Here is a 13,363-nt window from a genome sequence, read left to right as displayed (position 1 = left end):
GCGATCGGCGCATCCGGGCGAGACCTGCGCACAGTGGGGTGCGCAGTGTTCCGCCGGGGCACTGTTGCATTGTGGAGCAAAATGCTTGCCAGGGTGTTGAATTCGAGGGCGCCCCGGCGGCCATGCTGCGACGCGAGGACGCCGCCGCGTGGCGATTTCCGCCGTTTTCTGGGCCTGGCGCGAGTGGCACAGCTCTTGCGGACGATCGGGGCAAACGATCCCGACAACACCAGGAGACCTCCATGGCGACTTTCCGCCCGCTTCTTTCCGCCCTCGCCCTCTGCGCCGGCCTGGCCGCCGCCACGATGCCCGGCGCCGCCCATGCCCACGGCGACGTCACGCCCCAGGCCGTCGACACCAGCACGTTGCCGCAGCTCGGCAAGGAGTGGAAGCAGGAAAACCCTTACCGCACGGGCCCCGCGCACGACGAGGCGCTGCGCATCGGCAGCTCCGCCTATAACCAGAACTGCGCGCGCTGCCACGGCCTCGACGCGATCTCGGGCGGCATCGCGCCGGACCTGCGCAGTCTCGACTCCGACTGTTCTGCGCTGGCCGACCCGAAGAAGAAGCAAGGCTGCTACAGCGAGATCGATCAGTACTTCGCCACCACCGTGCGCCGCGGCCGCACGCGCGACGGCCGCGTCTACATGCCGCCGTTCGACGAGACGCTGACGCAGGAAGCCGTGTGGGCACTGAAGACCTATCTGGAATCGCGCCGGCCGCAGTGATGGCACGCCGACGAGGCGCTCGCCGCGCGCGGGCGCGCCCGTATCCGCTGCCCTCCCATTCCATTCAGGAGACGACGATGCCCACGCCGCCCCCGCTGTCCCCTCTCTCCCCGCTGTCCCCCGTGCCTTCGAGGCGCGCCGGTCCGGCCGCGCGCCGCCGCCGCGCCGTCGCCCTGCTGCTGCTGTCGGCCGGACTGGCATGGTCCGCCGGCGCCTGGGCGGATCTGGCCAGGATCCGCGAAAGCGGGCGGCTGAAGGTCGCGGTCTACAAGGCCTTCGCGCCCTTCTCCGATGTCGTCGACGGCAAGCCGACCGGCGTCGATGTCGCGATCGCCGAAGCGCTGAGCCGCCAGCTGAATCTGTCGCTGACGCTCTTGCCCTTCGACGCCGACGAGAACATGGCCGACGACCTGCGCAATATGGTCTGGCGCGGCCACTATCTCGGTTATGGGCCGGCCGACGTGATGCTGCACGTGCCGGTGGACCGCGCCTTCATGCGAGAGAACGACAAGGCGACGATCTTCGCGCCGTACTATCGCGAGCAGTTCGTGCTGGTCCACGACACCGCGCGGCTGCCACAGATCCGCGATCTCGCCGATCTGGCAGGTCTGCCCGTCGGCGCGGAAGCCGGCTCGGCCGGCGCCAATGCGCTGCTGGCCGGAGCCGGCGGCACGCTGCGCGACAAGGTCCGCATCTATCCGTCGCCGCGCGACACGCTGCGCGCGCTGTTTGCCGGCGAGATCGCGGCCGCGATGGTCACACGTTCGCAATACGAGAGCGCCCTCAAGGCCGATGGCCGCACCGCGTCGCAATACGCGGCGGCCGAGGTCTCGTCGCCGTTGCTGCCGCCGCGCGGATGGGCGGTCGGCATGGCGGTAAAGGCGGACAACGCGGAACTGGCCGACGCGGTGCAGCGCGCAGTCGATACGCTGCGCGGCAACGGCGAATTGCAGAAGATCTTCACCGCGGCAGGACTGACGCCGGTGGCGCCGTGATGCGGTGAGGCGCTACGGTTTCGGCGGCGCCGCGGGCCTGGCGCGCGACTGGCGTGCCTTGCCGCGTACGGCCTTCGCCTGACCGCCGGCCGGCGGCGCGCCCTTGCTGTCCGGCGCACTATTGCCGTTCATGCGCTCGAGCCGCGACAATGTGTCGACATAGGACAGCAACTGCTGCAGATAGCCGGGCGACAGCTCGCGCATCGCGGACAGCGCGCGGTGGATCAGGTGGTTCGAGTTCAGCGGTCCGGCGTTTTCCGGGACGCGTTCGAGCGATTGCCGCCAGGCGCGCTCCGCGCTGAGGCGGGTCCATGTCTGGCGGACATATTCGACCAGCGCCGGGTCGGGCTGGGGCGGGTGACGCGACGCGATCGCGGTGGCAGTGGTGGCGGTGCTGGCGGTGGCGGTAACCGTGGATATCGCCGCAGGATCGGCGCCCTGCCCCTCGATATCGCCTCTGAGCTGGCGCACCAGTGCCGCCAGCGGTCCTGTCATGCGCCGGCGTTGCGCTGGACCTCGTTCGGGCTGGGCCGCCGTGGCCGCCGCGCGCCCGAGCCCGTCCTCATAGGCTTGCACCAGCCCGGCCAGCCTTTCCTCCAGCCGCCGCCGCGCCTCGCCGCCATGAGCCGACATACGGCGCGCCAGTGCCTCCAGCAGGCGAAACCTGACCGGATCCACGCGATCCGCGCCGCTGTCGCGCCATGCGTCGATGCGCGCCAGCATGTCGTCGGCGCCGAGGCTAGCCACCGGACTTCCCCGTTCCCATCGACACGCGCGGGATCGGCGCGATCTCGACGCGGCGGTTGCGGGCGCGGCCCTGCGCGTCCTTGTTCGAGGCCACCGGCTGCTGCGAGCCGAAGGCGGCGGAGAATACCGACGCGGCCGGCACGCCCGCGTCTATCAGCGCGCGCGTCACCGTCAGCGCGCGCTGGGCCGACAACTCCCAGTTGTCGGCGAACTGGCGGTTGCCGTCGCGCACCTGCCGGTCGTCGGTGAAGCCGCTGACCATCAGGATCTCGTCGCGATGGCGCAGATAGGCCTTCAAGGGCGCGGCCAGGCTCTTGAGCACCTCCTGCCCCTCGGGCTGCAGCTCGGCCGAGTTCAGCGCGAACAGCACGCTGCCGCTGATGCCGATGCGCCCGTTCACCAGCGTCACGCGCCCCGCGGCCAGCGGGCCGGCCAGCGCCTGTTCCAGGCTCTCGCGGCGATGCATCTCCTGCTGGCGCTGCTTGACCTCGTTGTCCAGCCGCGAGGCGAGTTCGAGCTGGATACCGATCACGCCCAGCAGAATCAGCACGAAGGCGCCGAGCACCACCGACATCAGGTCGCCGAAGACGGCCCAGGTCGGTACGGTCGGCTCGACGCCGGCGTCGATCTCCTCTTTCATGCCGCCTCTGCGTCCGGTGCGCGTTGGCCGGCGACCTGCTGCAGGTCTTCGAGGATCTGCTTTTGCGAGCGCATGCTGAGGTCGACCACTTCGCGGGCCTGCGCCACGTAGTAGGCCAGCTGCTCGTCGCTGCGGGCCATCGACTTGTCGAGCGCGGTCTCGATGCGCTGCAGATGCGCGATCAGCTTGTCGTTCGACTCGCTGAACAGCTGCACCGCCACGCCGAACGCTTCGCCCAGGCTGGCGACCTCGACGGCGCTGCCGGTGACCTGCGCCGCCACCTCGGTCAGCTTGCCGGTCTCGGCCTCGACCTTGTCGGTGAAGCGCGAGCCGATGCGTTCGAGCAGTTCCGCGCTGGTATCGACCAGCGTGTCGACCGCCTCGCGTTGCGCGGTGGAGGTCCGGCTGACCTGTTCGAGCAGCGTGGACAGGCTCTCCATCAGGCGGGTGCGTTCCTCCAGCATCGCGTTGTCGCGCGCCATTTCATCGGACAGCTTGCGCCGCAGTTCGGCAATGGCGTCGGCCGCCACGCGCGGCGCTTCGCCGGCGACCTGCGCCAAGCGGGCGACTTCGGCGATGGTGGCGCCTGCCTGCGCCTGCGTCTGGGCAGTGATTTCCCGCGCGGTGCGCTCGAGCGTCTCGCAAATCTGCTGCTGCCGCTCCACGGTCTGCGCGCCGGTCGCTTCCCATTGCTGGCGCAGCCCCGCGGCAATGCCGTCCAGCTTCGCGCTCCAGGTGGCGAGACGCTGTTCGTCCTGCGCGGCCAGCTGCGCGCGCAGCTCGGCCTGCGCCTGCGCGACCGTGGTCAGCAGCGCGCTCGCATTCCGTTCGAAGGCGCCGGCGGCCGTCGCCAGCGCCTGCTGGTTCTCGCTGGCGATCGCGCCGATGGCGTGCTCGTGGCTGGACAGCGTCGCGCTCCAGTTGGCGAGCCGCTGCTCGTCCTGCGCGGCCAGCTGCGCGCGCAGCTCGGCCTGCGCCTGCGTGACCGTGGTCAGCAGCGCGCTCGCATTCCGTTCGAAGGCGCCGGCGGCCGTCGCCAGCGCCTGCTGGTTCTCGCTGGCGATCGCGCCGATGGCGTGCTCGTGGCTGGACAGCGTCGCGCTCCAGTTGGCGAGCCGCTGCTCGTCCTGCGCGGCCAGCTGCGCGCGCAGCTCGGCCTGCGCCTGCGCGACCGTGGTCAGCAGCGCGCTCGCATTCCGTTCGAAGGCGCCGGCGGCGGTCGCCAGCGCCTGCTGGTTCTCGCTCGCGATCGCGCCGAGGGTGCGCTCGTGGCCGGACAGTGCTTCGTTCCAGCGGGCCGAAGTCGCGGCGGCTGCCGTGTCCATGCGCTGCGCGACCTGCTCCAGCCATCCCGCCGAGCGCTGCTCGAAGTTGGCGGTGAAGCCGTCGAGCGTGCCGCGCAGGCCGTCGGCCAGCGCCGCACTGGTACGCCGGTGCTCCGCCAGCGCCTCGCTCCACAGGCCGGCCACCTGCGTCGTGGTGGCATCGAAACGCGACGCCAGGCCTTCCAGCTGCTGCCGCATCGATTGCGTGACGGTGTCGCGCAGCCCGGCCGCTTCGCGCGCCAGGCCGCTCATGGTGGCTTCCACCGCCGGCTGGATCGCCGCGCTGGCGGCGCGCGCGCTCTCGGCGACGCCGTCCTTCAGCGATTGCTCGACCGATGCGGCCAGGCGCGTGTACACCGCTTCGGTCTTGCCGTGGAAGGCGTCCTGGCTGGCGGCGAGCCGTTCGGTCAGTGCCTGGCTCTGCTGCTCCATCGCGGCCATCATCGCGTTCAGCCGGTCGACCAGCACCGGCATCGTCTCGGCCTGGCGCTGCATCAGCTTGAAGGCTTCCTCGCGCTGATGGACCCGCGAATGGACACGCAAGGTCGTCGCGATATGAGCGTCCAGCAGCTGCGCGGCGTCGATCCGCTCGCGCCGGCACAGCGCCGACAGCAGCCCCAGCATGGCCGAGGTCGCCACGCCCGCCACCGAGGTACCGAAGGCGAAGCCCAGGCCCTTGACCGGCGCGGCGAGCGAGGCGCGGATGGCCTGCAGATCGGTGGCGGTTTCCAGCGCCAGGCCGGTGCCCTTCAGCGTGGCCACCATGCCCAGAAACGTCCCTAGCATGCCGAGCAGCACCAGCAGGCCGACGAAATACGAGGTCAGCGCGGGTCCCGGCAAGGCGACGCGCTCGCCTTCGACGCGCAGCCGGACGGCCTGGCGCAGGCCCGGATCGATGCGTTCGAGCCAGGTGCCCATGGTCGCCGGCGTCTCGGACAGGCCGCCGACGGCCTGTGTCAGGCTCGCCGTCGCGCGGCGATAGCGGTGCAGCTCGAACGCGCCCCCGACATAGAAGCCGCCGATCAGCAGCGTCACGGCGAACGCCAGCGCATTCGAGCCCGCGTAGCCGGCGCCGATCCAGCAGACGGCCAGCAGGCCCGCCAGGAACACAACAAGTTGAATAGGGAATCGGATCATGATGTTCTGGTTAGCTGCCGGATCGATTGGCGCCAAGGGCCGCCACCAATCCCTCGACGGGTTGGAAGCGCAGGTCCAGTTCGGCCAGCAGCAGGTCTTCCATATCGCGGCGGAACACACGGCGCCATGCGCCGGGCGTAACCGTCGGCGCCACGCCGGCCGGCTCGGGCCTTGCGGTGGTGTCGGTGGGTTGCGCGGCTTCGGCGGCTTCGGCTGTATTGCCGGTATTGGCGGTATTGACCGTATTGGCGCTCGCGGCCTGGGCCAGCGCGCTTTCCTCCGCCTGCCGCAGCCGCTGGTAGTGCGCCTCGAGCACGGCCGGGACGTTCGCCAGCAACGCCTGCTCGCGCGCGCCCATCACGCGTTCCATCACCGCATCGAGCATCGCCAGCCTGCCCTGCCCGGGACGCCGCGCCAGCGCCGCGCGCAGGCGGCCGCGCAGATCGCCGATGGCGGTCTCCATCCTCTGCTGCAGCGTCTGGTAGCGCTGGCGGTAGATCGCAAAATCGGCCGACGCATCGAGCGCCTCCGCCGGCATGGGCCGGACCGGACTGCGCCGCCCCCTCGCCGAGGCGCGGTCGTCGCGGATGGCGTCGACCAGCATCGCCCGCACCCGCGCGCTGTCGGCGGCTTCGTCGCCGACGGCCGCACGCGCGCCGGCCGCGGGCACGGCCGGCGGATTGCCGTTGAGCGCCGACGACAAGGCGATCGCGTCGGTCCAGCCCAGCCATTGGCTTAGCTGGCCCGACAGCGACGCGGCCGATTCGGGGGCCTGGGCTTCGGTCAGGTGCGCAAGCAACCGGATCAGCGTCTGTCCGCCGGGGGCTGCGCTCGGGGGCACTTGCAACATAGCGCCTGAGTGAAAAACCCCGCAGTTTACACTGCCGGGGCCGCGTTTCGGCCGCGGCGGGCGTAAGCCCGCGATCGCTACGGTCGGGTCTGCGCCCTGAGCTGATCGTTCGCCAGTTGCAGCATGCGCAGCGCTTCGTCGAAGACGCCGGCCGTACGTGGATCGGCCAGTCCTTGCGCTTGCGCGCCGTCCCGGTCCGCCGTGACACCGCGTATCAGTGCATCGAGCATGCCGGGCTGCTGTTGTTCCGCGCGCTGCAGCAGCATGTGCAGCAGGTAAGCGCAGGCGCCGAGGCGGTGCTCGTCGGGGTGCTGGGGATTTGGGGCGCTCATCGTCATCCTCCCTGGTCGGTGTCAGCGGAAATCTGGCTACTGAGACGGAACGGTCCGGCGCGCAGGCATTCTACCGTCGCCCAGCGCAGCGGCCGGCGGCATGGCGTCTTGAGCCAGGCACGCTTCCTGCGGTCCGCGCCGCAAATCGGAAGCGCGCTGCGGCGGGGCTGGCCAGAATCGCGCGGTCCGCGTCGCGGACACGAGCCGGACCGCGGTGGCGACGCAGCAGCACGCCAGCCGGCACGCCGCGGCTCCTCCCTCAACGCTCACCTCCATACTTCTCCCATGCACACCTCTTCGACGGGCGCCGCCGCGCCCCAGCAGGACATTCTCCGACTGAACGCGGTATTCCAGGCGCTGGAGCAGGAAAGGCAGCGAGATCCGGGCGCACATCCGCGCGATCTGCTTGGCACGCTGCTGGAAAGCCATCAGTTCCGGCTGAGCAACTGCCTGATCCAGGACGTCGAGCGGGCGGGCGGCCTCGTCAACCGGCGCGACACCACGTCGGCCGAAACGCTGGCGGCCAGCATTGCGCGGTACCTCGCCGGCCCGAATCTTCCGCGGGACGACACGTTGCGGGGGCGTCTCGCCTCGGTCCTCGGCGACGCCGAGCGGCCGCAGGTGGCCGGCAGGACAACGGCACGCGCGGGGCTGCTGGAGCAAGCCGCGCATCTCGCGCTGCGCCCGGACGCTTCGCCTTCGTTGGTCTGCGCCATGGAGCAAGGGCTGGCAGCGATGCCGGCGGATCTGCAGGCCGCCTGGCTGGCCGAGTGGCTGTCGTGGCCGCAGCCGCCCGCCGGTATCCAGGACAAGGCGATGGCACTGATCCACGGCGGTCAATTGAGCGACGCGGCGCGGACGAACCTGCTGGCAAAGGTCACCGTGCGCAATCTGATGAGCCCGCCGGCGGGCTCGCCAGCGTCGCTGTATCGGCTGTGATCGCCGAGCGCTAGCGCCCGGCAGGCTGCGCCGGCACTGCGGCCCTCGCCTTCTGCCGCAGTTCCTCGGCGCTGCCGACCTGCCGGAACAGCGGCCCGCCGGGCGCGAAGCTGTCGGCGATCTTCAACGGACCGATGACGACAGGCTCGAAGCCGGCGGCCCGCACCAGTTCGGAGGCGGTGTCGAGCGCGGCCCGGTCGTCGCCGGCGATGGGTATCGCGATCCGCGGTTCCTGATGGTGCCGGGTCGCAAAATCGCTGGCGCTGGTGAAATTGAAGGCGCGCACGATGCGCGCCCCCGGCAGGTATTTCGACGTGGTCGGACCGATGCCGTTGGCCAGCGCATCCTCGCCCGCGGCGCCATCGCGATGGCGATAGGCGTTGGTGGCGTCCAGCACCACCTTGCCGGCCATCCCGCGGCCATGCGCCTTGCCGATCTCAGGCAGCGCGCCGTAGGGCACGGCAACGAACAGCACGTCACCGAAAGCGACCGCCTCCGCCACCGTGCCCGCCCGGGCCTGCGGCCCCAGGCCATCGACCAGCGGCTTGAGCTGTTCCGGATGCCGCGACGAGAACAAGACCGGATAGCCGGCCTTGACCCATAGCCCTCCGACCGTGCCACCGATCCGGCCGCTGCCGATCACGCCGATCTGCATCGGCTTGCTGCCCGATGGACGGGGCACCGACTGCTGCGGCGAAGGTGAAGGTGAAGGTGAAGGTGACGCGGATTGCGCCGAGGCGAGGCCGGGCAATGCGGCCGGCAGCAGCATCGCGCCACCGACTGCCAGCAGCCGCCGCCGGTGCGCATCCGGGCGCTGCGGCAGCGGCAATGGATTCGATGGCCTCAATGGGGGCGCCAACCGAGTCGGCAAATGGATCGGCAACTGTGCCGGCAAGCGCGTCCGCAGCAGGCGCGGAAGCCGACGCAATAACGGGCGGTCCATGGCAATGTCCTCCAAGCGGCAAGCGGCAAGCGGTGGCGGGAAGAGCGGCGTGAACGCTGCCCTGACCGCGGCTACTGTGGCCACTCTAGGTCAAATTGCCGGTGGCCTCCATGCCGTTGCCGCCAGCGCTGCGGCTTAGAATGCCTGTCCAACGCCGCCTTGTCCCGCCAGCCGGCGATGCAACGCCGATCGATTTTTCCCGCATGGACTCCAGTCTCGACGTCAGCCTCGACCGTTTGTCATCCGAACCCCTGAGCGCGCAGATCGCCGGCAATCTGCGCCTGGCGATCCGCGACGGGCGGCTGGCGCCCGGCGCGCGGCTGCCCTCGTGGCGCGATCTCGCGGCCCGGCTTGGCGTGGGCCGCGGCACCGTCCGCAGCGCCTATGAACGGCTGATCGACGAGCGGCTGGTGGTCGCGGCCGGAGCAGCCGGTACCCGCGTCGCCGCCCAGCCGGCGCGAACCGAGTCCGCAGCCGCGCCGGCGCCGGCGCTGAACGCGCCGCTGAGCGGCCTCCTCCACGACTTCTCCGCGCTTCCGCTGCCGTTCGAGATGGGCGTGCCGGCGCAGGACGCGTTCCCGGCCAAGCTGTGGTCCCGGCTGCGGGCGCGGGCGCTGCGTACCGGCGCGATGTCGCCGGTCACCTATCCCGATCCGCGCGGCGCGGCGGCGCTGCGCTCGCAACTGGCCAGCTATCTGGCGATCGCGCGCGGCATCCATTGCGTGCCTGACCAGATCGTGCTGACCGCCGGCTATCGCGGCGGGCTGGGGCTGACGCTGGCCGCGCTGCAACTCGCCGGCCGCACCGCCTGGATCGAAGAGCCGGGCTATATGGTCACGCGGACCGGCCTGCAACTGGCCGGGCTGCGCGCAGTGCCGATCCCGGTGGACGCGCACGGGCTCGATGTCGAACGCGGCCTCGCGCTGGCGCCCGAGGCGGCGCTCGCCGTGGTCACGCCCGGGCAGCAGGCGCCGACGGGCGTGCCGCTGTCGCCCGCACGGCGCCAGGCGCTGCTGCGCTGGGCCGCCCGCGCGCAGGCGTGGATCGTCGAGGACGACTATCTGAGCGAACTGCAATTGCAGGGCCGCGCGGCACCGGCCTTGGCGGCGACCGATCGGCACGGCCGCGTGATCCATATCGGGACGTTCAGCAAGACCATGAGCCCGGCGCTGGGGCTGGGCTTCGTGGTGGCGCCGCTGCCGCTGGCGGAACGCTTCGCCGAGGTGGCCGGCTGCCTGGCTCCCGCGCCGAACCTGGCGACACAGCTGGCGTTTGCCGAGTTCATGGCCGAGGGCCACTATCTGCGCCATCTGCGGCATATGAAGGCGCTGTATGCACAGCGGCGCGATGCGCTGCGCGGCCTTCTGCGGACCCTCCTGGACGCCCGTCCGGGCCCGCAGGCGGACGTCGATGCGATGGCCGGGCTGGCCGTGCGGCTTCGGCTGCCGCCCCACTGCGACGATCGGGCGATCGCGGCCGAAGCGGTGCGGCGCGGCATCGCGCCCTCCGCCGTCTCGCGCTGGTATGCCGACCCCGGGCGGCACCCGCAGCAGCGCGGCCTGCTGCTCGGCGTCACCAATCTGAGCGAGGCGCGGCTGGAGCCGGCCTGCGACACGTTGATGGCATTGCTGGCCGAGATGCGCTGAGCCCTCGCAGCAGTCCCTGGCAGTCAGCAGAACCCCGTAACAGCCTGCTGCAGCACGCTGCGGCGATGCCGTGCGCCGATACCGTAGCCGGACGCGCGATGTGCAGGCATTCGATGGTGCCTGCATTTGCTCAGATCTTGGTACTGTTCCCGCCGGCCCCCCGCCTCCTACCATCCCCACCTGTCGATCCGGACGGATCCTCCGTCGTTGCCAATCGTGGGGTGTCATGAACAAGCAAGTCGTTATCGTCGGAGCCGGCTTTGCCGGCATGTATGCGGCGCTGGCCGCCGCCAGACTGCGCGATCGCCACGGCGTCGCGCCGGATGCCATCGAGATCGTGGTGGTGGCGCCCGAAGCCGCCATCACGCTGCGGCCGCGTCTCTATGAGAGCGCGCCGGCGCGCATGGCGGCGCCGCTCGATGCGCTGTTCGACACCGTCGGCGTGCGCTTCATCGCCGGCTGGGCCGACACCATCGACACCGCCGCCGGCCGCGTCGCGCTGCGCGATGGCGAAGGCCGGTACAGCGAAATTCGCTACGACCGGATGGTGCTCGCCGCCGGCAGCCGTCTGGCAATGCCGGCGCTGCCCGGCCCGTCCCGGTTTGCCTTCAGCGTCGATCAGCGCGAAGACGCGGTCGCACTGGAGCGGCATCTGTCCGCGCTGGCCGAGCGGCCGTGGTCGACGGCGCGCAATACGGTGGTGGTGGCCGGCGGCGGCTTCACCGGCATCGAGACTGCCGCGGAAATGCCGGCGCGCCTGCGTGCCGCGCTCGGCAACGACAGCGAAGTACACGTGATAGTCGTGGAGCAGGCGGATGCCATCGGTCCCGATCTCGGACCCGGGCCGCGTCCCGTCATCGAGCAGGCGCTCGACGCGCTGGGGGTGCAACGCCGGCTCGGCGTCGCGGTAACGGCGGTCGACGCCCACGGCATCACGCTCAGTGACGGCAAGCGGATCGATGCCGCCACCGTCATCTGGACCGGCGGCGTCACGGCGACGCCGCTGACGCAGCAGATCCCCGCCGAGCGCGACCGCGCCGGACGGCTGCTGGTCGATCCCGACCTGCGCGTGCCGGGCGTCCCGAGCGTGTTCGTCGCCGGCGATGCCGCGAGCGCCCTGACCGATGAAGCGGGCCACCGCACGCTGATGTCCTGTCAGCATGCGATGCCGCTTGGCCGGGTCGCCGGCAACAACGCGATGGCGGATCTGCTGGGCGTCCCGGCGACGCCGTATGCCCAGCCACGCTATGTCACCTGCCTGGACCTCGGTCCGTGGGGTGCGGTACTGACCCAAGGGTGGCAGCGCGACGTCCAGCTCACCGGTGCGGAAGCCAAGGCGCTGAAGCGGCAGATCAATCGGCAGTGGATTTATCCGCCGCCGGCGCACCGGGGCACGGCGTTCGAGATGGCGGAGCCGGGGTATCACCCAAAGGCCGGGTAGCCGTCAGGGCGCCGCGTTGGCGGGCGGCGTCCGCTCATCCGTTCGACCGCGATATGTAGTTCAGGATGCAACTCCCCGCGCAGCCCATCAGGGTGTTGCCGAGCCCAAATACGGCGGCCGCGGCGAGCCAGTCATGCGTGGCGGCGAAGGTGATGCCGCTCGCGCCAGCGACCAGGCCGAAGGCGACGGTACCGACCAGCCCGCCGGCCAGTTTGGGATGGGCGAGGCACCAATGGAGGCGGGCGCCATCCCGCCCTGCATCGGTGTCGATGGCGATGCGCGTTTCGCGAAACAAGCCGTAGCCATCATGGTGATCGTCCTCAAGGTCAAGCGTGGCAAGGTTGACGGCAAGGTGGGGCGGAAGCAGCGGAGTACGGTTGGTCTGCAAGATCAGGCTCCTGAGCAAATGGATTGGTGGAACGATGGTTGGAACGACGCTGTGCGCCGATCGCTCAGCCACTCGGCATGGCGATGCGCCGGATCGTATGCAGCCGGGTCAGGCAGCCAAAGTCCCGCGCGTTGCCTCGCGCCCGAGAACGAACAAAGCGAGCACAAAAGCACAGATCTGGGTCGCGTGCCGCGCGCCCGCCTCGGGGAAGCCGCGCCGCCTGCGCATTTCGCCGGAAGGTCCCGCAGGCGAGCCGCCCCGGCCGTGATCGCCGTCTAGCATGGACTGGCAGGCCAACTGAAGCGGCGGGCGCCCTGCCCCCGCAGCCTGCCAGGAGACCGCCATGACCACACCGAATGCCGACAAGCTGTTCACCGGCCCGATTCCCGAGCTGTACGAGCGATATCTGGTACCGATGATCTTCCAGCCCTATGCCGATGACCTGGCCCGCCGCGTGGGCGAGCGGCGCCCTTCCCGCGTGCTCGAGATCGCCGCCGGCACCGGCGTGGTCACGCGCGCGATGGCCAGGGTGCTGCCCGACGAGGCCGAACTCGTCGTCAGCGACCTGAACGCGCCGATGCTGGCGCGTGCCGAGGCGGCCGGCCTCGGCGGCCGCGTGGCCGAATGGCGCCAGGCCGATGCGATGCAATTGCCGTTCGACGATGGCAGCTTCGATCTGGTGGTGTGCCAGTTCGGCGTGATGTTCTTCCCGGACAAGGCCAGGGCCTTCGCCGAAACGCGCCGCGTACTGCGGCCCGGCGGTGCGTTCCTGTTCAATGTCTGGGACCGCATCGAGGAGAACGACTTCGCCAACGCGGTGTCACGCGCGCTGGCCGAGTGCTTTCCCGACTCGCCGCCGGACTTCATGGCCCGGACCCCGCATGGCTACCACCAGCGCGACGCCATCGAACGCGACCTGCGCGCGGGCGGCTTTGCCTCGGCACCCAGCTTCGACACGGTAGGCAAGCGCAGCCAGGCCGAGTCGGCGCGCGTGCCGGCGGTCGGCTTCTGCCAGGCGACGCCGATGCGCGCCGAGTTCGAAGCGCGCGGCGGCGATGCGATGCAACGCGCCACCGACTATTGCGAGGCCGCGCTGCGCAGCCAGTTCGGCGAAGGACCGATCGAGGGCCGGATATCGGCGCATGTGATCGCGGTGACCGCATGATGGCGCGCTCTGCATGATGGCGCGGGCTGCATGACGGCGCGGGCTGCATGATGGCGGCATGGCGGCGCGGCGCGATCGCTGGTGTAT

The 13,363-nt window shown here is 70.7% G+C and carries 13 protein-coding genes; 6 read left to right on the top strand and 7 right to left on the bottom strand.

Features of this window, described 5'->3' with window-relative positions:
- Positions 1-242: 242 nt before the first annotated feature.
- Together pedF and KZ686_RS11255 are read left to right on the top strand one after the other, a co-directional pair.
- Positions 243-728 (top strand): cytochrome c-550 PedF, encoded by a 486-nt coding sequence (gene pedF, locus KZ686_RS11260; RefSeq protein WP_149318743.1) that lies wholly within the window; start codon positions 243-245, stop codon positions 726-728.
- A gap of 77 nt (positions 729-805) precedes the next feature.
- Complete coding sequence (locus KZ686_RS11255) at positions 806-1,723, top strand: substrate-binding periplasmic protein (RefSeq protein WP_265632406.1); 918 nt, start codon at positions 806-808, stop codon at positions 1,721-1,723.
- A gap of 12 nt (positions 1,724-1,735) precedes the next feature.
- On the opposite strand, the gene KZ686_RS11250 is transcribed toward KZ686_RS11255, so the two are convergent.
- The 5 genes from KZ686_RS11250 to KZ686_RS11230 all read right to left on the bottom strand — a co-directional run bounded on the left by KZ686_RS11250 (position 1,736) and on the right by KZ686_RS11230 (position 6,754).
- Positions 1,736-2,470, bottom strand: a complete 735-nt coding sequence (locus KZ686_RS11250; RefSeq protein ID WP_265632405.1) for a DUF2894 domain-containing protein — start codon at positions 2,468-2,470, stop codon at positions 1,736-1,738.
- The gene (locus tag KZ686_RS11245; RefSeq protein WP_265632404.1) at positions 2,463-3,110 is read right to left on the bottom strand and encodes an OmpA family protein; all 648 of its coding nucleotides are present in this window, start codon (positions 3,108-3,110) and stop codon (positions 2,463-2,465) included. The genes KZ686_RS11250 and KZ686_RS11245 overlap by 8 nt, the downstream gene beginning before the upstream one ends.
- On the bottom strand, positions 3,107-5,572 hold the full coding sequence (locus KZ686_RS11240) for a DUF802 domain-containing protein (RefSeq protein ID WP_265632403.1): 2,466 nt from the start codon (positions 5,570-5,572) through the stop codon (positions 3,107-3,109). Before KZ686_RS11240 ends, KZ686_RS11245 begins: the two co-directional genes overlap by 4 nt.
- Before the next feature lie 10 nt (positions 5,573-5,582).
- Entirely contained in the window at positions 5,583-6,422 is an 840-nt protein-coding gene (locus tag KZ686_RS11235; RefSeq protein WP_265632402.1) for a DUF3348 domain-containing protein, read from the bottom strand.
- A gap of 77 nt (positions 6,423-6,499) precedes the next feature.
- Positions 6,500-6,754, bottom strand: coding sequence for a hypothetical protein (locus KZ686_RS11230; protein WP_149318751.1), 255 nt, complete (start codon positions 6,752-6,754; stop codon positions 6,500-6,502).
- Between the two features lie 108 nt (positions 6,755-6,862).
- On the opposite strand from KZ686_RS11230, the gene KZ686_RS11225 reads away from it, so the two are divergent.
- Positions 6,863-7,693 carry a hypothetical protein gene (locus tag KZ686_RS11225; protein ID WP_265632401.1) on the top strand — a complete coding sequence of 277 codons (831 nt, stop codon included), beginning with the start codon at positions 6,863-6,865 and terminating at the stop codon, positions 7,691-7,693.
- A gap of 10 nt (positions 7,694-7,703) precedes the next feature.
- Here the strand turns inward: KZ686_RS11225 and KZ686_RS11220 are convergent, their stop codons facing one another.
- Complete coding sequence (locus KZ686_RS11220; RefSeq protein ID WP_407648544.1) at positions 7,704-8,462, bottom strand: NADPH-dependent F420 reductase; 759 nt, start codon at positions 8,460-8,462, stop codon at positions 7,704-7,706.
- Positions 8,463-8,839: 377 nt separating this feature from the next.
- Between KZ686_RS11220 and pdxR the strand changes: the two genes are divergently transcribed.
- Together pdxR and KZ686_RS11210 are read left to right on the top strand one after the other, a co-directional pair.
- Positions 8,840-10,282: a MocR-like pyridoxine biosynthesis transcription factor PdxR gene (gene pdxR, locus KZ686_RS11215; protein ID WP_226106417.1), complete on the top strand. Its 1,443-nt coding sequence runs from the start codon at positions 8,840-8,842 to the stop codon at positions 10,280-10,282.
- 226 nt (positions 10,283-10,508) lie between these two features.
- Positions 10,509-11,723 (top strand): NAD(P)/FAD-dependent oxidoreductase, encoded by a 1,215-nt coding sequence (locus KZ686_RS11210; protein ID WP_265633463.1) that lies wholly within the window; start codon positions 10,509-10,511, stop codon positions 11,721-11,723.
- Between the two features lie 34 nt (positions 11,724-11,757).
- Here KZ686_RS11210 and KZ686_RS11205 read toward each other — a convergent pair whose 3' ends face one another.
- The gene (locus tag KZ686_RS11205) at positions 11,758-12,111 is read right to left on the bottom strand and encodes a hypothetical protein (protein ID WP_149318755.1); all 354 of its coding nucleotides are present in this window, start codon (positions 12,109-12,111) and stop codon (positions 11,758-11,760) included.
- Between the two features lie 343 nt (positions 12,112-12,454).
- Between KZ686_RS11205 and KZ686_RS11200 the strand changes: the two genes are divergently transcribed.
- Positions 12,455-13,276, top strand: a complete 822-nt coding sequence (locus KZ686_RS11200) for a class I SAM-dependent methyltransferase (protein ID WP_265632399.1) — start codon at positions 12,455-12,457, stop codon at positions 13,274-13,276.
- Positions 13,277-13,363: the final 87 nt, after the last annotated feature.

The organism is Cupriavidus cauae (assembly GCF_026210475.1).
GTDB classification, from domain to species: domain Bacteria; phylum Pseudomonadota; class Gammaproteobacteria; order Burkholderiales; family Burkholderiaceae; genus Cupriavidus; species Cupriavidus cauae.
The sequence above is the reverse complement of the archived record's forward strand: the minus strand, read 5'-3'. Positions and strand labels throughout refer to the sequence as shown.